The organism is Spirillospora sp. NPDC000708 (genome assembly GCF_040299565.1).
Taxonomy (GTDB): Bacteria; Actinomycetota; Actinomycetes; order Streptosporangiales; family Streptosporangiaceae; genus Spirillospora.
Map to the genome: position 1 here is coordinate 35,613 of NZ_JBEPCJ010000054.1, position 19,408 is coordinate 55,020.

Consider the following 19,408-nt stretch of genomic DNA (forward strand, 5'->3'; position numbering starts at 1 on the left):
GCAGGTTAACCGCACGGATCGGTCCATTGCGGCGGGACCCGGCGTCACGGACGCTCGGGTGCATGGCCGTCGAGGCGCCCGGAGTCCCCTGGGACGTGGGCTAACGTCCTATGTCGTGTCCACCGATGCCCCCGAATCGGCGGCCCCCGCGCCGCCCGGCCGGCCGGCCGCCGCGCGGCGCCGCCGCCGCGCCCGCGTCCTGATGGCGACGATCACCGCGGTCGCCGTACTGCTGTGCGCGGCGGTCGGCGGCGTCGGCTGGTACTTCGCGGGCGTCGCCACCGAGGTCGACCACTCCGCCGAGTACCCGTTCACCATCGAGGACGTCTCGGACGGCACCGTCACGCTCCCCCGCGAGCCCGAGACGGAGCGCCCCGGCACGTGGGCGCTCGTCTGGAAGCACGGCGGCCGCGCCCTGCTCGGCCCCGTCGTGGGCGGCGGCGAGGACCACGTCGTCCGGAAGGTGCTGTCGGTCTCCCACGGGACGCCCGTCAAGGGCGCCGCGGCCGGCATCGACCACTGGGTGTACTCCGGCGACCCGCGATCGGCGCTCGGGCTCGACTTCAAGGACGTCACCTACCCGACCGAGCTCGGCGCCATGCCCGCGTGGCTGCTGCCCGGATCGTCCCCCAAGAACACCTGGGTCATCGCCGTGCACGGCCGCAACGCCGACAAGGCCGAGACGTTCCGCGCCATGCGGACCGTCCAGGGCCTCGGCCTGCCCATGCTGTCGATCGCGTACCGCAACGACGTCGGCGCGCCGAAGTCGCGCGACCACAAGAACCACCTGGGCGACACCGAATGGAAGGACGTCGAGTCCGCCGTCTCGTACGCGCGCGCGAACGGCGCCACCGGCGTCGTCCTGTACGGATGGTCGATGGGCGGCGCGATGGTGATGACGGCGCTGCGGCACGACCCGTCGTTCGTCCGCGGCGTCGTCCTCGACTCCCCCGTCATGGACTGGAACGCGACCCTCGACAAGCAGGGCGACGCCCGCCACCTGCCGGCGTTCGTCACCAGCGTCGCCAAGACCGTCCTCGAACGGCGCATCGGCATCGACCTGAAGGACTACGACCAGCGCCGCTACGCCCCCAAGCTGCGCACGCCGACCCTGCTGTTCACCACCGCCGACGACGCCACCGTCGCCAACGGCCCCGCGTTCACCTTCGCCCGCACGGCGCCGCCCGGCATGGTCACCCACATCGCGGCGCAGGGCGACCACACCGAGGCGTGGAACGTCGACCCGTCCGCCTACGAGACCGCCCTGCGCCTCTTCCTCACGAAGGTCCGCTGACCACCAGCAGCGTCTTCCCCGTGGTCGCGCGGGACTGGATCGCGGCGTGCGCGTCCGCCGCGTTCTGGAGCGGGAACCGCTGCCCGATCACCGGGCGCAGCCGTCCGGCCGCCGCCTCCCGCAACGCGCTCCGCGCCGCGTCGCGGATCTCCTGCGGCGACGGCTTCGGCTGGACGAGCGCGACCTGCCGCGCCTGCGCCGCCTCCTCCGGGACGCCGGCCCACTCGCCGCTCGCCAGCCCGAAGCTGACCATCCGGCCGCCCGCGCGGAGCAGCGTGAACGCCTCCCGCCCCATGTCCCCGCCGACCCCGTCGAACACCACGTCCACCGGGCCCACACCCTCGCTCCAGCCCGGCTCCCGGTAGTCGACCGCCTCGTCCGCGCCGAGCCGCAGCGCCGTCTCCGTCTTGTGCGGCCCCCCGGCCGCCGCGACCACCACCGCGCCCTCCGCCTTCGCGAGCTGGACGAGCAGCGTCCCGACCCCGCCCGCCGCCGCCTCCACCAGCACCCGCTCCCCCTTCGCCGGACGCGCCGCCCGCATCATCAGCGTCGCCGTCCGCCCATCGGCCAGCAGCGCGACCGCCTCGTCCAGCGGCAGCCCGTCCGGCACCTCGAACAGGCCCTCCGCGTCCGCCACCGCCAGCTCCGCGTACCCGCCGCTGCCCTTCAGGCTGCTCACGACCCGCCGCCCGACCAGCCCCGGATCGGCCCCCGGACCCACCGCCGCCACCGTCCCGCCGACACCGTTGCCCGGGACCATCGGGAGCTGCGGCGCGAACGGCTGCGGCCCGTTCCCGGCCCGCATCTGCGTCTCCACGAAGGTGACATTCGCGTACTCAACCGCGACAAGCACCTGCCTGTCGCCGGGCACCGGATCCGGCGCTTCCCCCGGCACCAGCACCTCCGGACCACCGAACTCCCTCAGCCACACCGCACGCACAGCGCCCCTCCGTTCACGATTCGTCCCTCCAGCATGCAACCTCAACCAAGATCGAGGTCAACGCCCCGCAACGAATCCCTTTTCTCGCCACACCCATCTCTGTAAGCTTTCGCGCGTATTCCGCCCCGTTGTCGGCTGCCGCTCAGGGATGGCGATGCGCGCCCGGTTGGTCCGTTCCTCCCCGCCGCGGCTCCAGCGCGCCGCGATTCCGCTCGCCGCCGCCGTCCCGCTCGCGCTCCTCACCGGCTGCGGCGCGTCCCACCCGTCGTCCGGCGCCCTCAGCCCCGAAGGCACCTTCGACACCGGCGGCACCGCCCCCGCCACCACCGCGCCCGCCCCGTCCGCCGTGCCGACCGCGCAGCTCTACAAGACGGTCATCGAGCGCTACCGCGCCTACCAGGCCGCCTACAAGCAGGCCTACGCCACCAACGACCCCAGCGGCCTCCCCGCCGTCGCCATGGACCCCCTCCTCGCCCAGCTCACCAAGGACATCGAGTCCACCAAGGCCAAGGGCGAGATCTGGCGGTTCACAAAGACCCTGAATCCGCGCGTATACGCACGGTCGACCGACGGCACCAAGATCTACGTCGTCGATTGCGTGCGCACCCTCGGCGGCTACCGGTACTCCGCGACGACCGGCAAACGCACGGGCGGCGGGAGCGGCGGCGCCTACGTCTATCGGACGACGCTCCAGTACGACTCAGGCACCTGGAAGGTCGCCGCCACGGCCCGCGACGGCGCATGCTGACGCCTCGTTCAGCGAAGGACACGTGATGTCTCCTCGAAACCCGATCAGACGCAGAGCCGTTCACTGCGCGATCGCAGCGTCGACGGCTCTGGTCCCCTCCGTCTTCGTGTCCTCGGCCGCCATGGCCGCGGGCTGCACGGGGCCTGCGGGACATATCGACTGCAACCTGACCGGTGTGATCGGCGGCGGGTCCGGCGGAGGAGGCGGATCGGGCGGCTCGGGAGGCGGAGGAGGCGGCTCCGACGCGGCTCCGCCCCCCATCGACCTGAACCCCAACCAGGGCATCGGCGTCGCCCCGGTACCCGGCGGCGCGGCTCCGCTCGCACCGGCGCCGCCCAACACCTTCCTGCTCGTGCAGCACGCCATGGACACCGCGGTCTTCCGCGCCCCGACGGTGCACACCGCCCCGGCCGACAAGACGTACGTCCGCGTCCGCACCTCACTGTGGGTGACCGGATTCGATCCGGTGCACACGGCACCGATCACGGTCGGAGCACAGACCGTCCAAGCCGAAGCGACGCCCGAGTCCGTCGTCTGGAATCTCGGCGAGAAGCAACTGACCTGCGGCGCCGGCGACGGCAAAGAGGACAAGGCCTGCAGCTACACCTATCAGCGGTCGTCGGCGGCACAGCCCGGCGGCTCGTACAAGATCACCGCGACCGTCACATGGACCGTCCATTGGACGTGCACAGGTGACGATTGCCAGGGTGCCGGCGGCGTCCTCGCTCCGCAGCAGCAGACCTCGGTGCCCACGCCGCTCGTCGTCGACGAGATCCAGACCACCACCGGCCGGTGACGCACCAACCGCAAGGCTGGAAGGTTCCCGGCTACGTCGAGATCGAGGAACTCGGCTCAGGGGCGCAAGGGGCGGTCGTTCTCGCACGGCACGAGACGGGCGGGCCGGCGGTCGCGATCAAGTACCTGGCCGGGGATCTTCTGGCGAGCACCACCGCTCGGGACACTTTCCGGAGCGAGGCGGAACTCCTCCGGCGGGTCGTCGATCCTCATGTGGCCCGCTTGTTCTACTACGTGGAGTATCCACAGGGAGCCGCGATCGTCCTCGAAGCGATTCCCGGACGGTCGCTCCGGCGAGTGCTGGATGAACACGGCGAGCCGCTCGTCCCGGAAGCCGCACTGACGATGTTGAAGGGCTCACTGCTCGGTTTGGCGGCGGCACATGCGGTGGGCGTCGTCCATCGCGATTACAAGCCGGCGAACGTCCTCGTCCAGGACGACGGCCAGAGCAAGCTGATCGACTTCGGCATCGCCGTCCTGACCGGCCAAGGGGGCCACGCCGGAACACCCGCGTACATGGCACCCGAGCAGTGGGAAGGGGAGCCCGCAACTCCGGCGACGGACCTCTATGCGGCGACCTGCGTGTTCGTGGAATGCGTCACCGGACGGAAGCCTTTCCCGGGCACCACCCTGGAAGAGCTCCGGACACAGCACGCGCATGCGCCACTACCCCTGGAGCAACTGCCCGAGCCGCTGCATCCGCTCGTCCAACATGGGCTGGCCAAGAGCCCTTCGGAGCGAACCTGGAACGCACTGGAGTTCGTGAGCGAACTCGAAGCGCTCGCCGTGCGCGAGTACGGCCCGGACTGGGAGCGGAGAGGCGCGATCGCGCTCGGCGCCCTTGCGGCGAGCGTCGCGGCGGCCGTGCCCCTGGCCGTGCTAGGCGGCGCGGTGCTCGCCCATGGCGCGTCGTCGACAGGGATCGGCGCGGTGGCCTCGGGTGCCGCCGGCCATGCCGCAGCGGGCGTCATGCATGCGGCGGCGTCGGCGAATGCGGCGGCGTCGGCCGGCGCTTCGACGTCCAAGGGCGTACTCGCCAAGCTCGGCGGAACGAAGGGCGCGACGGCGATCGCGGGCGTCGGCGTGGGCGGAGCCATCGCGGCCTGGGTGTTGTGGCCTGCGGGGCCAGGCGTCGGAGGGGAGAGCCACGGCGGCATCCATGCCTACTGGACTCACCCGGGCGTCCTGGTCGGCCAGCCCGACATGCCCGCGTCGGAAACCCCTTATATGGACCTGAAGCTCGAGGTCACACCGGCGAGAGTGAAGCCGGGGACGACTCTCCGGCTGGTCGAGCACTTCCACGCACGCACGCCGTCCGGCGGCAAATACCTGCCCGGAGGACGCCGCCAGTGCTTCGGCGAGAAGACCAAACGCACTGACGTCGAAGGCAATTACAGTTTCGGATGGCATAACGAAGGGGGGCCTGCATATGGCAAGGACCTCTTCTTCTACAGGATTCCGCCAGCGGAGCGGCACGAGCTTCCAACCGGAACAGGCGCCGTCCCTCTATCCGCAAAGAGCAAGATCACTAATAGATCTGAGCCGTACGTCCCCTCCGAGTGCGCTTTCATGAGCAGCTGGACCCAGACCTTCACGCTCAAGGTGCCGAGGAAGGACGTCCTCGCGCCTGGGAAGTACCTGGTCACGCCGATCGGCCCGATGCGGATCACCGGTACGAGGGCCGGGGTGTCGCAGGAGGCGATGGGGACGGTCAACGAAGGGTCCGCACCCCTGATCCAAGTGCTGGACGGGTGATCGGGCGGGCCCGGCTTCAGGGGGCGGGCTTCGGGGCGGGGACGCGGGTCGGTGATCGTTGTGGTGGCTCGCGGGACAGGCGCTATCGTGGCGCGGACGTCCACAGTTAGGGTCCCGGTGTTGCTCTCCCCTGTTCTCGGCCGCCTCAGGTTCGGGCCGGTGCGCGCCGCGGTGGCGGGCAACCGGTCGTTCTCGGTGCTGCTGCTGGCGGGGATCGTGCTGCGCGTGTTCGTGGTGCTGGGGTTCCCGCCGGCGCTGTGGTTCAACGACAGTTTCGACTTCCTGCGGATCGCGGACGGCCCGTTCCCGCATCCGCTGCGGCCGTCCGGTTACGGGCTGTTCCTGTGGGGGCTGAAGCCGTTCCACAGCCTGGCGCTGGTGACGGCGGTCCAGCATGCGGCGATCGTGGGGATCGCGGTCGTCGGGTACGCGGCGCTGGTCCGGAACTTCGGGGTCCGGCGGTGGGTCGCGGCGCTGGCGGTGGCGCCGCTGCTGCTGGACGCCTACCAGGCGGAGCTGGAGCATCTGGTCCTGTCGGACACGGTGTTCACCGTGCTGATCCTCGGGGCGATGCTGCTGCTGGCGCGGCCGGGTGGGGCCGGGCGGCGGCGGGCCGGGCTGGTGGGGGCGCTGCTGGGAGTGGCGGCGGTCACCCGGACGGTGGGGGTTCCGCTGTTCGTGATCGCGCTCCTGTACCTGCTGCTGAGGCGGGCGCGGTGGACGTCGTTCGCGGCGCTGGCGGCGGCGTTCGTGCTGCCGCTGGGCGGGTACGCGGTGTGGTTCCACTCCGACTACGGCCGGTTCGGGATGACCGGGGTGGACGGGATCTTCCTGTGGGGGCGGACGTCGACGTTCGCGGACTGCGACAGGCACAGGCCGCCGGCGGACCTGGCGCATCTGTGCCCGTACGGGTCGCCGGACGAGCGCCCCGCGGCGTCGCACCAGATCTGGGTGGAGAACTCGCCGACGGGCTGGACGAACGGGAAGCCGTTCGACGAGAGGACCAACGAGCAGGCGCAGGAATTCGCGCTGTGGGCGATCCGGACGCAGCCGCTCGATTATGCGAAGGCCGTTTCCTACGACTTCTTCGTGCGAACGTTCTCGTGGAAGCGGCACCGTTATCCGACCGTCGGGACGGAGGCGCGGTATCACTTCCCGACGCGGCCCTGGGCGCAGGGGGAGAAGCCGCTGCCGTTGATCGGCGGCGGTGACCGGGTCTCGGTGGTCCGGGAGTACGGGCACGGGTCGGGGCGGACGCATATCGTCGATCCGTTCGCGGGCTGGCTGCGCGCGTACCAGAAGCAGGTGTTCGTGCGCGGGACGATGCTCGGCGCGGTGCTGCTGGCGGGGCTCGCGGGGCTGCTGCTGCGGCGGCGCGGGCGGCGGCGGGAGATCGCGCTGCTGTGGGTGACGTCGGTGACGCTGCTGGCGATCCCGCCGGTCACGGTGGACTTCGACTACCGGTACATGCTGCCCGCGGTGCCGTTCGCGTGCTTCGCGGCGGCGCTGGCGTGGGGGCGGCGGAAGGCCGCGGACGGGCCGGGGGCGACGCGGGCGGAGCCGGAGGAGGCGGAGGTCCAGCCGGCCAAGGCCTGACGGCCGCACGAAGATCGTCGCGGGTATTGCGCCCGCACCGGGCTATACGTGAGACTCCTTCACATTCTTGCTGAGGGAGGCCCCGTGGCGCGCATCCGGTTCGACGTGCTGTTCGGCGTCCTGGTCCTGGCCGACGTGCTGCGGGTCTTCCTGCCGTCGCTGATCACGCTGGTCGGCAGCGCGGGCGAGACGCCGGCCGAGGTGATGGGCGCGTACGCGCTGTCGTGGTTCGTCGCCGCGTTCCTCACGGTGCCGCTGGCGCGGCTGGTCCCGGCGCGGCGGCTGGCGCTCGGCGGCGGCGCGGCGCTGATCGTCGCGCGGATCGCGCTGCAGGCCACCGACGGCGGCGACCCGCAGCTCTACACCGCGAGCATCGGGCTGCTCGCCGGGCTGGTCTGGCTGGTCGCCACCGCGATGACCGCGCGGGACACGGCGCCCGCGATGACGGGTTTCGTGGCGGGCCTGGCGGTGGCGACGGCGCTGCAGGCGGCGATCGAGGGCATCGACCTCGTGTGGCGGGCGGGCGTCGTGCCGTGGATCCCGCTGCTGGTCTACCTCGCGCTGTTCGCCGTCGCGCTGGCGCGGCACCGGGAGGCGGACGGGGAGCCGGCGGCGCCCCGGGTGTGGCTGGGCGCCGGGCTGTCCGTGCTGCTCTGGGGCGTCTACGCGGGCAACCCGGGGCACGCGCAGGCGAGCGCGGGCTGGTCCGGCGGGGTCGCGGCGGCGCTGATCGCCGCGGTGGCGGTGCTGTCGGTGGCGGTGGCGGCGCGCCCGCGGTTCTGGACGCGGCACCCGCTCGTCCCGGCGGCCGGGCTCGTGCTGTCGGCGCTGGGGTTCGCGGCGGGACGGGCGACGGTCGACGGCGTGCACGGCGTCTCGCCGGGCTGGACGGTCGGCGCGCAGGTCCTCGGGCAGCTCGCGCTTGCGGGCTGCCTCGGCTGGGCGGCGCGCATCCCCGGCCCGGACCGTCCCGGCCGGCGCGGGGCGGCGATGGCGGGCGGCTGGCTGCTGTTCGTCGTGCTGATGTTCGCCTACTACTCCGCCTACGACCTGGGCACGCCGAACCGCTGGGTGCCGGTCGTGACCGCGCTCGGGACGGCGGCGCTGGCCGTCCGGGCGCCCCGCGCGGCGGAACCGCGCGGGGTCGGCGTGTGGGCGGCGGGCATGGCGGTGATCGCCGTTGTCGCGGTCGCGGCGGTCCCGCAGTGGCGGGACACGGGGCCGAAGTGGCGGCCGGTGGACGACGGCGGGCTGCGGCTCGCCGCGTACAACCTGCGGATGGGCTACGGCCTGGACGGCACGATGACCGTCACCGACCAGGCGGATGCGCTTCGCGGGCTGCGCCCGCACATCGTGGTGCTCAGCGAGGTGGACCGGGCGTGGATGCTGAACGGCGGCCGCGACTCGCTCCGCCTGATCGCCGCGCGGCTCGGGCTCCGCGCGGTCTGGGCGCCCGCCGGCGACGAGGTGTGGGGCGACGCGGTGCTCACCGACCTGCCGGTCACGTCCGTCCGGAGCACGCCGCTGGTGAAGGGCGGCCCGACCGGCGCGGAGGCGCTGCGCGTGGGGGTGCGGTGGAAGGGCCGCGACCTCACGGTGATCGCGACGCACACGCAGCCGCCGGACGGCTGGACGGACCTCGGGCAGGCCGAGCAGCTCGCCCGGCTGGCCCGGGAGGCGGCGCGCGGCGGCCGGCAGGTCGTGATGGCGGGCGACATGAACCTGGAGCCCGGCAGCGCGCCGTGGCGGGTCCTGCTCGGGGCGGGGCTGACCGACGCGCTCGCCGCGGCGCGGCCGTTCGCGACGTTCCCCGCCGCGCCGCGTCCCGTCCAGCAGATCGACCAGGTGCTCGTCACGCCGGGGCTGACCGGGCGCGACCAGGCCGACGAGCCGGTGGCCTACTCCGACCACCGCCCGATCGCGGTCACCCTCGACGTGAAATGAGTACCTGAGCGGATGCCGCCGCGTCCGCCGGGCCGCGAGCATGAGCGCATGCGCCGACTCGTGATCGTCCTGTCCGCCGCCGCCCTCGCCTTGGCGGGCTGCGGCGGGGCGCCGTTCCCCGCGTCCGGCGCCAGTGCCGAGGACAAGGCGGTGGACGGCGCGCGCGACGCCGCCGACAAGGCGGGCGACAGGCTCTACAGCTCGCGGGTCTGGCCGGCCCGGGACGTGGCGCACCGGGCCGCCGGCCTCGACGGCGTCGAGGTCATGAAGGTGACCGGCACGTCGACCGCGGGCAAGGGCATGCGGCTGGTCTTGCGCACCTCGGGCACCGGCTCGGCCTGGGGAGAGAGCGAGCCGGTGACGGTGACGCGCTGCTTCGAGCTGTCGTTCTCCACGACGACCGAATGGCACCGCTACGGGACGCGCGAGGTGGCCTGCCCGCCGGGCGCGCCGATGACGTTCGAGCCCTGGCCGAAGACCCCGCGCATCCCGGACGAACGGCTGGCGAGGGCGCTGCCGCGCGTCCCGTCCGGCGGCACGGTGGACGAGGCGGAGGTCCGCGCGGCCGTCGCGTCCCTGCGCCTGGACCCGAAGATCGGCGTCGACGTCCGCAAGGAGGGGAACGTGGTCGGCGTGGCGCTGACCGCCCGCCCCCACCCCTACCTGGACGACGCGCCGGCCTGCACGCTCGCCCGCGTCGCGCCGGGCCGGACCAGCACGTGGACGCCGAGCCGGGCGCAGCGGATGCCGGGCGAGGGCGGCTGCGACGCGGGGAGCGCGATCCACCCGCAGCCGCCGCCGCACTAGAGGTCGAGGTCGTCGGGGTGCTCGGCGAGGTGCTCCCAGAACTCGACGTAGGCCCGCTCGTGCATGATGCCGAGCTTGAGGATGCGGGCCCGTGAGGTCAGCCTGACCTCGTCGGACGGGTCGAGGGCGGCGCGGCGCTCGCGGTAGTCCGCGAGCCAGCGGCGGTGCAGCGCGGCCTGCTCGCGGGCCAGCGCGACGACGTCCGCGGGGTCGCCGAGGTCGGCGAAGAACAGTTTCAGCTGCGCGGGGTCGCGGGTCTCGATCCGGGGGCCGCCGGGGTCGGCGAGCCAGCGGCGCAGCGCGGCGCGGCCGGCGTCGGTGAGGTGGAAGACGCGGCGGCGGCGCCCGCCCTCCTCGGTCTCCTCGCGGAGCAGCCCGTCCTCGGCGAGGCGGGCGGGGATGCGGTAGAGCTGCGCGTGCGGGATGGGCCAGAACGGCTCGACGCTCTCCTCGACGCGCGCCTTCAGCTCGTAGGGCGTCATCGGGCCGTGCCGGGCGATCAGCCCGAGCACCGCGCACGCCTGCACGCCGGGTTCCTCCATGCGCCCTCCCCTCGATCGCCGGCGCCTTGACACCGTCTCACTGAGACCATATCGTCCATACCGTTGAGACGGTATCACTGAGACCATGGGAGACCGCATGGACGTCCACCCCGAACTCGCCGGGATCCTCGCCGGGATGGCGTCGAGGCCGGACGACCCGCTCGCCGACATCGCGGCGACGCGCGCCGGGTTCAAGGCGCTGATGGCCCCGCTGGCGCGGCCCGCCGACGGCACCGTCCTCATCGAGGAGACGACCGTCCCGGGACCGGACGGCAACGCGGTCCCCGTGCAGATCCTGCGGCCCGCCGGCGCCGCGCCCGGTCCGCTGCCCGCCGTCCTCTACATCCACGGCGGCGGGTTCAGCTACGGCGAGCTGGACGGCCCCAGCCCGATGGCCCGCGACGCCTGCACCGAGACGGGCTCGCTCGTCGTGAACGTCCACTACCGGCTGGTGCCGGAGCACCCGTTCCCCGCCGGGTTCGAGGACTGCTACGCCGTCCTGTGCTGGCTGGCCGCGAACGCCGCCCGCCTGGGCGCCGACCCGGCGCGGATCGCCGTGGCGGGCGCGTCGGCGGGCGGCTGCCTGTCCGCCGCGCTGTCCCTCGCGGCCCGCGACCGGGGTGGCCCCGCCCTCGCGTTCCAGACCCTGCTGATCCCCTGCCTGGACGACCGGCTCGACACCCCGTCCGCCCACCGGATCACCGACCCGCGCCTCACCAACCGCGCCAAGCTGCGCGCGATGTGGGACGCCTACCTCCCGCCCGGAGCCGTCTCCCCCTACGCCGCACCGGCGCGGGCCGGCGACCTGTCCGGCCTGCCGCCCGCCTACGTCCTGACCTGCGGGCTCGACCCGCTGCGCGACGAGGGCCTGGACTACGCGCGGCGGCTGATGGAGGCGGGCGTCCCGGTCGAGGTGAAGGACGTGCCGGGCGCGTGGCACCTGTTCGAGGCGTCCGCACCGGGCACCGCCCTGGCGCGGCGCACCACCCGGCACTGGCTCGCGGCGCTCCGCACCGCGCTCGCGGCCCCGCTCGACACGCCGCTCGACACGCCGCTCGGCGCTTCGGTCACGTCATGAACCGAGGCGGGCGGCGGCGACCTTCTTCGGGACGACCATCCGCCACGCCTCCATGACCAGCTCGCGCATCTCGGGCTCGTCCAGCGCCGCCGTCCACGCCTCGACCCAGTTGAACCGCAGGTCAGACTCGCCGGGCAGCCGGAACTTGCCCGGCTCGGACGCGACCAGCGCCGCCCGCTCCTCCTTCGGGAACGCGAACCCCATCACCGTCTCGTCCCGCGAGAACGCCACGTAGACGATCGAGCCGACGCGGAACTTCACCCGGTCCCTGATGAGGTGCTCCGACGTGCGGGGCAGCGTCACCGCCAGCGCCCGCACCTGCCCGACCGTGATCACGTTGACCTCCCGTGGCCATCGCCGGAAAAGTATCACCGACCCCCGCCCCGCACTTGATGATCTTGTTACATTGGCGGGGCGGCGCGACGCCCGACGGCGAGGGGACGGGGAACGTGAGCGAACTGGTGCGCTGGCAGACCGAGCACGGCAGCATCGTCGTCGAGAGCGACGACGACGACCCCGGCATGGACGCCGTCTCCCGCGGCGGCGACCTGATCGGCACCGCCACCGCCAAGCTCGAGGACTCGTTCCAGCAGGTCCGGGACGCGGCGGAGGCGGCGCTCGCCGCGCTGCGCGGCGGCGACCTCAAGCCCGACGCGGTCGAGCTGGAGTTCGGGGTCAAGCTGAACGCCGCCGCCGGCGCCGTCATCGCGAAGACGACCGTGGAGGGCCACCTGAAGGTCAAGATGACCTGGGGCGAGCCGAAGGCCGCCGCCGGGGAGGAGTAGGTGGGCGACTGGCAGTGGCGCGCCTGGGTCGGGACGCCCGGCGCGGGCAAGCTCGGCGCGGCGTTCCTGGTCACCCCGACCCGGCTGCTGACCTGCGCGCACACCGTCACCGGCCTGGACGACCCGCGCGTCGGGTTCCCCGGCCTCGCCGAGGACCTGCCCGCCCGGGTCGTCGCGTCCGGCGGCTGGCGGGGCCCCGGCGACGTCGGCGACGTCGCGGTGCTGGAGCTGGAGGAGCCCGTCCCGTTCGAGCCGGCGGCGCTGGCCGACCCCGACGACGCCGGCGGGCTCGCCGCGGGCGGCCGCGAGTTCGGCGTGTACGGATTCCCCGCGCGCAAGGACGACAACGAGCGGCACGCCACCGTCACGACCGGCCCGCACCTGCTGACCCGCAACGAGTGGTGGGAGATCCGGACCGTCCACGGCGTCCCGCTGGAGAAGGGGTACAGCGGGTCCGCCGTGTACGACATCGCGACCGGCGAGGTCATCGGCATGGTCACCGACGCCGAGCTGCGCGGCGGCCGCGCCGGGATCGGCTGGATGCTCCCCCTCTCCCGCCTCCGCGCCCACTGGGAGCCGCTCGACGACCTGCTGCCGCTGCGCTGGCTCACCGGGACGGCCCGGAGCGACCTGCGGGCGCTGCTGAAGGACGTGCCGTTCACCGAGGCGCTCGCCGCCGACCTCGAACGCGCCGTCGGCCGCCGCCCCCGCGAACGGTTCGGCTCCGCGTGGGCGTCCGTCCGCTACGTCGCCGAGGGCTTCCCGGAGCAGCGGCTCGCCGGCTACCTCGGCGCCCTCGGCGGGCGGCTCCCCGAACCGCACCGGCGGCGGTTCGCCGCCTGGGCCCGGTGGCACCTCCCCGGCGTCGAGCCCGCGCGGGAGGCGCCCGCGCCCGCCTCGGTCATCGTCCGGCTCGAGCACGCCACCTTCCCCAAGGAGTACGACCTCACCGTCCACACGTGGTTCAACGACGCCGACCAGACCGCGCAGGCCACCGTCCGCGTCCCGGAGAGCGAGGTCCGCGGCACCGTCCAGGACGCGGTGGCCCTCGCGAGCCGCGCCCTCGTCGGCGGACGCTGGATGATCGAGTTCGCGGTCCCGGAGGGCTGGCTCGGCAAGCCGTTCGAACGGTGGTACATCGACGTCGAGGACAGGACGCCCATGCGGCGGTACCCGCTGGTCGTCCGGGACGTGAAACGGCTGCGGCCCGGCTCGATCCGGCGCGACCAGGCCCACCAGCGCTGGCGGGTCCTGAAGGAGCGCGGCCGCACCGACCCGCGGGTCATCGGGTGCGACGACCACCGCGGCGCCGCCGCCTTCCAGGACTGGCTCGAGGCCAACCCCGACCACTGCGCCCTCGTCTACACGACGTCCCCGTCCAAGGCCCGGCTCGCCGCCGCGCTCGGCAACGGCGTCCCCGTGATGCTGTGGACGCGGACCACCTGCGGCGGTCCCGCGCATGACGACTGCCAGGGCCACCGCCTCGGCGAGGCGCTCGCCGCCGCCGTCCGCGACGCCCGCCCCGAAGAGCTCCCCCACATCGCGCTCGACCTGCGCCGCAAGGCCCTCGGCGCCCCGAAGGACGCCCCGCACTGCGGGCGCGACCTCACCCTGCTGTGGGACGACCCGTCCCGGCTGCCCGCCGACCCCCGGCTCGCCATGGAGGAATAGATGCCCGACTGGCTGCTCTACACCGGTAGCCGAAGCCGGCACGACGGCATCGACAGGCTGCCGCCGCCCCCGCCCTGGCGGGCCTTCGACGGCGGCCCGCTGCTGCCCGCGCCGTCCGGCGGCTCCGGCAACGCCCACCAGGCCACGACCTACCGGCCCTCGGACGACGCCGTCCAGCAGGTCAACGCCGCCCTGTACCTGCGGCGCCCGCTGCTCGTCACCGGCCCGCCCGGCACCGGCAAGTCGACGCTCGCGTACGCGGTCGCGCACGAACTCGGCCTCGGACCCGTCCTGCACTGGCCCATCACCAGCCGGACGACCCTCCGCGACGGTCTCTACCAGTACGACCCCCTCACCCGCCTGTACGCCGCCCGCGACGGCGACGCCCCCGCCACCGACGAGGACATCGGCCGCTACATCCGGCTCGGCCCGCTCGGCACCGCGCTGCTCCCCTACGCCCGGCCGCGCGTCCTGCTCGTCGACGAGATCGACAAGAGTGACATCGACCTGCCCAACGACCTGCTCACCATCTTCGAGAAGGGCGAGTACGAGATCCCCGAGCTGACCCGGCGCGCGGACCCGTCCGCCGACGTCATGACCGCCGACGGCCCCGGCTCCCGGGTCGCCGTCACCGCCGGGACGGTCCGCTGCAACGCGTTCCCGCTCGTGGTGATGACCAGCAACGGCGAGCGCGAGTTCCCGCCCGCGTTCCTGCGCCGCTGCGTCACCGTCGAGCTCCGTCAGCCCGCCGACGAGGCCGAGCTGTCCGCCATCGTCCGCGAGCACCTCGGCGACCTCGCCGACCGCAGCGACGACCTCGTCCGCCGGTTCTTCGAGCGCTCCGCGTCCGGCACCCTCGCCACCGACCAGCTCCTCAACGCCGTCTACCTGTGCCGGCACGCCGGCGCCGCCGACCGCGCCGCCCTCGCCGACCGGATCATGCGGCGGCTCGGCGGTCCCCTCGACGATGATTGACCGGCTCCGCGAGGTCCTCGGCGCCGTCTCCCCGCACGGCGCGCCCGACGCGCGCGAGCTGAGCGAGCTGCTGTGGCTCGCCGCCCACATCGCGCCCGCGCCGGACGAGCCCGCCGCGCCCGCCCCGGATCCGGTCCCGCCCGCGGTGCCCGATCCGCCGCCGGCCGGGCCCGACGGCCTCGCGGAGCCGCCCGGACCCGCACCGGAAGAACCCCGCACCGCGCTGCACCACCGTCCCGCCACCGGCACCGCGCCGCCCGCCGGGACGGCCGCCGAAGTCCTCGTCCCGACCGCGCCGATGCTGTCCGACCCCCTCGGCGTGCAGCGCGCGCTCCGCCCCGTCAAGCGGCGCGTCCCGTCCCGGCACCGCCGCGAACTCGACGAGGACGCCACCGCCGAGCGCATCGCCGACACCCGCCTGTGGACGCCGGTCCTCGTCCCCGAGTCCGAACGCTGGCTGACGCTCACCCTCGTCGTCGACACCGGCCCCACCATGCGGCTGTGGCGCCCCCTCGCCCGCGAGCTCACCGAGGCGCTGCTGAGGCAGGGCGCGTTCCAGAACGTCGGCGTCGCCTATCTCACCGCCACCGGCCGCGTCTCCTCCGCCCCCGGGTCGTCCCCGCGCGCCCCCGGCACCCTCCAGGACGCGTCCGGACGGCACGCCGTCCTCCTCCTCAGCGACTGCTCCGGACCGCACTGGTGGAACGGGCGCGCCGCCCCCGCCGTCCGCCGCTGGGCCCAGGCCGGCCCCACCGCGATCCTCCAGCCCCTCGCCGAGAGCCTCTGGCGCCGCACCGCCGCCCCCACCACCCCCGGCGTCGCCGTCCTGCCCCGCCCCGGCGGCCCCAACACCGGCCTGCGCTTCACGCCCCTCGACGGCGCCCCGCCGCCCGGCGTGCCCGTCCCCGTCCTGGAGGTCGCGCCCCGCTGGTTCGGCGCCTGGGCCCGGCTCGTCTCCGGCGCTGGCCCGCAGCCCGCCGCGATCGCGGCCCTGCCGTCCGGGCCGTCCGGCCCCGCCCCCTCCGACCGCGACGTCCCCGTCGCCGAACGCGTCCGCCGCTTCCTGCGCACCGCCTCCGCCGACGCCGCCGAGCTCGCCGCCCACGTCGCCGTCTCCGTGCCGTCCCTGCCGGTGATGCGGCTCATCCAGCACGGCGTCCTCGGCGGCTCCGACCCCGGCCGCCTCGCCGAGGTCCTGCTCAGCGGGCTGCTCCGGCCGCTGGACGACGTCCGCTACGAGTTCGTCCCCGGCGCCCGCGAGGCCCTCCTCGACACCCTCCCGCGCCCCGAGGCCCAGCACACCCGCCGCGTCCTCGAAGCCGTCTCCGCCGAGATCGAGCGGCGCGCCGGCGGCACCGCCGAGACCTTCCGCGCCCTCCTCGCCACCGCCGACGGCCCGCTCGCCCTCACCGCCGACACCCCCCACTTCGCGCTGGTCACCACCCCCGCGCCGGCGGCCCCGCCGGCGCCGGCCTCGCCCGCTCCGCACCTCCTGGACGTCCTCGGAACACCGGTGGACGACCTGATCGGCGACGACTGGGACCGCCCCCGGCACCCCACCGCCGTAGGCGTCGACGGCACCGGCAGGACGGTCTGGGTCGACCTCCTGCGCGACGGCCGGGGCACGCCGCACGGGACGATCGTCGGCCCCCGCGCCGAACGCGACCGCGTCCTCCGGACGCTGCTGTTCAGCCTCGCCCTCGGCCACTCCCCCGCCACGGCCGCCCTCGCGTTCGCCGACTTCTCCGGCGGCGCGTCCTTCGTCGGGCTGGGGAGCCTCCCGCACGTCGTCACCGCCGTCCACAGCATGTCGATCGACTCCCCGCTCTTCCCCCGCCTGCTCACCGCCCTGGAAACCGAGCGGTCCCGCCGCGAGGCCCTGCGGTCGCGAACGCGGGGAGACGAGGCCCCCGCCGCGCTCCCCGTCCTCGTCGTGGTCATCGACAACGCCGGGCCCCTCCTCGGCGCACGCCCCGAGCTGCAGGACCCCCTGTTCCGCCTGTGCGAGGAGGGGCCGTCCCAAGGAATCCGGTTCGTGTTCTGCTCGCCGGACGAAACCGATCTCCCCTTCCCGCCGCGATGGCGGATCACCGTCCCCGGCCCGGAAGGCGGCGGCACGGCGTCCCTGACGCACGACGGGATCACGCCGGTGACCTTCCGGCCCGCGCACATCCCGCTCTCCGACAGCGACCCGATCGTCGAGCGCATGCGCCGACGCGGTCCCCGCCCCCCGCGCCTCCCCTGGCCCGACGAACCCGCCGCACCCCCCGCACCCCCCGCACCCCCCGCACCCCCCGCACCCGCCGCACCCGCGGAGCCGCCTTCCGGCGCCGGACCGTCCTCGCCGCCTCCGCCCTCCGCAGCGGACGACGTCCTCGCCTTGAACGGGGCCGGCCTGGGGGCGGCGTTCACCAACGCATGGAGACTGCCCGTCTCGGTCTCCAGGCCGCCGCGCATCGGGCATGACCCCGAGGGGAACGAGTTCGCTGCCCCTTCTCTCGATCTCGCGGCAGGCGGCTCGGGCTTGGTCGTAGGCGACGTCCACGCCCGGCGGCATGTCCTGCGAGTGATCGCACTCGCGCTCGCCGCCAAATACCCGCCCTCCCAGATGACGTTCGCCTTCGCCGGGCTGGGCGAGCATCCGCTGGGCGACGCGCTCCCCCTCCCGCACGTCCTTCACTCCGAAGAGGAGCTGCTGGGCAGGCCGCGCGAGCTGCAGGAGTTCATCGACTTCCTGTCGGCCGAGCTCGACACGCGCAGGGGCCATGCGTCACCCGAAGAGCTGCCGCACCTGGTGGTGATGGCGGACCTGTCGTTGACGTTCCCGTCCGGCAAGCGCGAGCTAGGGGAAACGCTCCTCCAGCTCGCGCAGCGCGGCAGAACGCTCGGCGTGAAGCTGATCCTGGCGTCGTCCACCGTCGAGAACACCACGATCTGGAACCGGTTCCTGCCGCTGCTCGACTGGCGGATAGCCGCGAACCGCCTGCCGCCCGCCGAACTCCGGACCGTCCTCGGCCGGGCGAGCCTTCCCTTCCCCGACGGCGACGCCTACTTCGTGGCGACCGGCGACGCACCGCGCCGGTTCACCCCGGCCCCCCTCCCGCCCGAACGCGCCATCGCCGCCTTCGCCGAGCAGGCGGCCGAGTGGGCCCGACCGGCGGCCCCGCCTTCCGCAGGCGGTGGGCTGCCGGAGCGTCTCGGGCGGGACGAACTGGGGATGGTGTCCGGAGGGCGCATTCCGATCGGCGTGCAGGGCGACGGACGGGAAACGGTCGCGCTGGACTTTGACGTTCGGCCGCACCTGGCCGTCTACGGAAGCGCCGGTACGGGGAAGACGAACGTTCTGCGCCTCATCCTGGAGGCGCTCGGGCGAGAGCGGCGGACACCGTGCTTCGTGATCGACCCGGCCGGCGGGCTGCGCGAGACCGTGCTGTCCCAGCGGAGCGCCGGACGGCCCTTGCCGGAGACGTATGCCACCACGTCCTCGCAGGGCAGGAACCTGGTGCTGGGCGTCGCGCGACTGCTGGACGAGGAGGAGCGGGGGCAGGAGGCGTACCTGGTCGTCGACGACCAGGACCTGCTGTCCGCGGAGATGTTCGTCGCGCTCCACCCCCATCTCGACCGGCGGAGGCCGCGGCTGCATCTCGTGCTCGCCCGTACGGACGTGCGCACCGGAGAGGAGCCGGACCCGCTGCTCATGCTGGGTCAGCCGGGATTCGCGACCCTGCGGATGGGAGTGACCGACTCCGCCGGGCGGACGGTCCCGGGGCGCGGGGTGCTGGGCCAGGGCGCCGACCATGTGATCGTGCAGGTCGCGGAGGCGCCGTAAAGGATATTGGATCGAGCTGTCCATAACGTGTTAGGGTCGGCGCATGGCGAGACCGAGGCAGTTCGAGGAGGAGCGGGCGGTGGAGGCCGCCATGCGGGCGTTCTGGGAGCGCGGGTACGAGGCGACGTCGACGCAGGAGCTGTGCGAGGCGACCGGGCTCGGGCGCAGCAGCATCTACAACACCTTCAGCAGCAAGCACGACCTGTTCACGCGGGCGCTGACGCGGTACATGGACGTCCGGACGGCGAACGCCGTGGAGGTGCTGGAGGACGCGGGGCGGCCCGTCCGGGAACGGCTGCGGACGGTGCTGGGCTGGGCCGTGGAGGCGCCGGCGGAGGATCCGGTCGGCTGCCTCGTGGTGAACACCATGATCGAGATGGCGCCGCGGGACGAGGACGTCGCCGGGCACCTGCGCAGGGACCAGGAGAAGCGGCTCGCGGCGCTGCGGGGCGCGATCGAGGCCGGGCAGCGGTCCGGGGAGATCGACGCGGGCAAGGACGCGGGCGCTCTGGCGCACTTCGTGGTGGCGGCGATCGCCGGGATGCGGGTCGCGGCGCGCGGCGGCGCGGACGGGCGGACGCTGCGGGCGATCGCCGACACGGCCATGGCGGCGATCTGACGGAGGCGGCGGCGGTGCCGCCTTTTTTCT

16 protein-coding genes are annotated in these 19,408 nt (G+C 74.0%); 13 read left to right on the forward strand and 3 right to left on the reverse strand.

Annotation, left to right across the window (positions count from 1 at the left end; all coding sequences use genetic code 11):
* The first annotated feature begins 115 nt into the window (after nucleotides 1-115).
* A complete protein-coding gene (locus ABT299_RS31950) occupies nucleotides 116-1,294 on the forward strand; it encodes an alpha/beta hydrolase family protein (RefSeq protein ID WP_500193221.1) in 1,179 nt (392 codons plus the stop codon).
* Here the strand turns inward: ABT299_RS31950 and ABT299_RS31955 are convergent.
* Nucleotides 1,278-2,234 carry a zinc-binding dehydrogenase gene (locus ABT299_RS31955; RefSeq protein ID WP_500253014.1) on the reverse strand — a complete coding sequence of 319 codons (957 nt, stop codon included), beginning with the start codon at nucleotides 2,232-2,234 and terminating at the stop codon, nucleotides 1,278-1,280. The genes ABT299_RS31950 and ABT299_RS31955 overlap by 17 nt on opposite strands.
* Nucleotides 2,235-2,388: 154 nt before the next feature.
* Here ABT299_RS31955 and ABT299_RS31960 point away from each other — a divergent pair, with 154 nt between their 5' ends.
* The 6 genes from ABT299_RS31960 (at nucleotide 2,389) to ABT299_RS31985 (ending at nucleotide 9,879) form a co-directional block, all read left to right on the forward strand.
* Entirely contained in the window at nucleotides 2,389-2,982 is a 594-nt protein-coding gene (locus ABT299_RS31960) for a hypothetical protein (RefSeq protein WP_500253015.1), read from the forward strand.
* 121 nt (nucleotides 2,983-3,103) lie between these two features.
* Nucleotides 3,104-3,778: a hypothetical protein gene (locus ABT299_RS31965; protein ID WP_500253016.1), complete on the forward strand. Its 675-nt coding sequence runs from the start codon at nucleotides 3,104-3,106 to the stop codon at nucleotides 3,776-3,778.
* Nucleotides 3,775-5,532 carry a serine/threonine-protein kinase gene (locus ABT299_RS31970; protein WP_500253017.1) on the forward strand — a complete coding sequence of 586 codons (1,758 nt, stop codon included), beginning with the start codon at nucleotides 3,775-3,777 and terminating at the stop codon, nucleotides 5,530-5,532. Before ABT299_RS31965 ends, ABT299_RS31970 begins: the two co-directional genes overlap by 4 nt.
* Nucleotides 5,533-5,652: 120 nt before the next feature.
* Nucleotides 5,653-7,128, forward strand: a complete 1,476-nt coding sequence (locus tag ABT299_RS31975; protein ID WP_500253018.1) for a hypothetical protein — start codon at nucleotides 5,653-5,655, stop codon at nucleotides 7,126-7,128.
* A gap of 84 nt (nucleotides 7,129-7,212) precedes the next feature.
* Nucleotides 7,213-9,072, forward strand: coding sequence for an endonuclease/exonuclease/phosphatase family protein (locus tag ABT299_RS31980; RefSeq protein ID WP_500253019.1), 1,860 nt, complete (start codon nucleotides 7,213-7,215; stop codon nucleotides 9,070-9,072).
* A gap of 48 nt (nucleotides 9,073-9,120) precedes the next feature.
* Entirely contained in the window at nucleotides 9,121-9,879 is a 759-nt protein-coding gene (locus ABT299_RS31985) for a hypothetical protein (RefSeq protein WP_500253020.1), read from the forward strand.
* Here the strand turns inward: ABT299_RS31985 and ABT299_RS31990 are convergent.
* Nucleotides 9,876-10,421, reverse strand: coding sequence for a PadR family transcriptional regulator (locus tag ABT299_RS31990; protein ID WP_190860986.1), 546 nt, complete (start codon nucleotides 10,419-10,421; stop codon nucleotides 9,876-9,878). The two genes, ABT299_RS31985 and ABT299_RS31990, sit on opposite strands and share 4 nt — an antisense overlap.
* Before the next feature lie 85 nt (nucleotides 10,422-10,506).
* Between ABT299_RS31990 and ABT299_RS31995 the strand changes: the two genes are divergently transcribed.
* Nucleotides 10,507-11,499, forward strand: a complete 993-nt coding sequence (locus ABT299_RS31995) for an alpha/beta hydrolase (RefSeq protein ID WP_500253021.1) — start codon at nucleotides 10,507-10,509, stop codon at nucleotides 11,497-11,499.
* On the opposite strand, the gene ABT299_RS32000 is transcribed toward ABT299_RS31995, so the two are convergent.
* On the reverse strand, nucleotides 11,494-11,835 hold the full coding sequence (locus tag ABT299_RS32000) for an MmcQ/YjbR family DNA-binding protein (RefSeq protein ID WP_433246359.1): 342 nt from the start codon (nucleotides 11,833-11,835) through the stop codon (nucleotides 11,494-11,496). The two genes, ABT299_RS31995 and ABT299_RS32000, sit on opposite strands and share 6 nt — an antisense overlap.
* Before the next feature lie 113 nt (nucleotides 11,836-11,948).
* Here ABT299_RS32000 and ABT299_RS32005 point away from each other — a divergent pair, with 113 nt between their 5' ends.
* From ABT299_RS32005 to ABT299_RS32025, 5 genes are read left to right on the forward strand one after another with little or no spacing between them, the layout of a single operon-like run.
* Nucleotides 11,949-12,284 (forward strand): CU044_2847 family protein, encoded by a 336-nt coding sequence (locus ABT299_RS32005; RefSeq protein ID WP_387022366.1) that lies wholly within the window; start codon nucleotides 11,949-11,951, stop codon nucleotides 12,282-12,284.
* The gene (locus tag ABT299_RS32010) at nucleotides 12,285-13,955 is read left to right on the forward strand and encodes a VMAP-C domain-containing protein (protein WP_500253022.1); all 1,671 of its coding nucleotides are present in this window, start codon (nucleotides 12,285-12,287) and stop codon (nucleotides 13,953-13,955) included.
* The gene (locus ABT299_RS32015) at nucleotides 13,956-14,930 is read left to right on the forward strand and encodes an AAA family ATPase (RefSeq protein WP_387022372.1); all 975 of its coding nucleotides are present in this window, start codon (nucleotides 13,956-13,958) and stop codon (nucleotides 14,928-14,930) included. It begins immediately after the preceding gene.
* On the forward strand, nucleotides 14,923-18,759 hold the full coding sequence (locus tag ABT299_RS32020; RefSeq protein WP_500253023.1) for an SAV_2336 N-terminal domain-related protein: 3,837 nt from the start codon (nucleotides 14,923-14,925) through the stop codon (nucleotides 18,757-18,759). Before ABT299_RS32015 ends, ABT299_RS32020 begins: the two co-directional genes overlap by 8 nt.
* A 43-nt stretch (nucleotides 18,760-18,802) precedes the next feature.
* On the forward strand, nucleotides 18,803-19,378 hold the full coding sequence (locus ABT299_RS32025) for a TetR/AcrR family transcriptional regulator (protein ID WP_190860999.1): 576 nt from the start codon (nucleotides 18,803-18,805) through the stop codon (nucleotides 19,376-19,378).
* The last annotated feature ends 30 nt before the right edge of the window (nucleotides 19,379-19,408 follow it).

Coding starts and splice junctions, on each gene's coding strand:
- ABT299_RS32015 (WP_387022372.1), top strand. CDS start 13,956: ATGCCCGACTGGCTGCTCTACACCGGTAGCCGAAGCCGGCACGACGGC.
- ABT299_RS32020 (WP_500253023.1), top strand. CDS start 14,923: ATGATTGACCGGCTCCGCGAGGTCCTCGGCGCCGTCTCCCCGCACGGC.
- ABT299_RS31995 (WP_500253021.1), top strand. CDS start 10,507: ATGGGAGACCGCATGGACGTCCACCCCGAACTCGCCGGGATCCTCGCC.
- ABT299_RS31990 (WP_190860986.1), bottom strand. CDS start 10,421: ATGGAGGAACCCGGCGTGCAGGCGTGCGCGGTGCTCGGGCTGATCGCC.
- ABT299_RS32025 (WP_190860999.1), top strand. CDS start 18,803: ATGGCGAGACCGAGGCAGTTCGAGGAGGAGCGGGCGGTGGAGGCCGCC.
- ABT299_RS31985 (WP_500253020.1), top strand. CDS start 9,121: ATGCGCCGACTCGTGATCGTCCTGTCCGCCGCCGCCCTCGCCTTGGCG.
- ABT299_RS31965 (WP_500253016.1), top strand. CDS start 3,104: ATGGCCGCGGGCTGCACGGGGCCTGCGGGACATATCGACTGCAACCTG.
- ABT299_RS31960 (WP_500253015.1), top strand. CDS start 2,389: ATGCGCGCCCGGTTGGTCCGTTCCTCCCCGCCGCGGCTCCAGCGCGCC.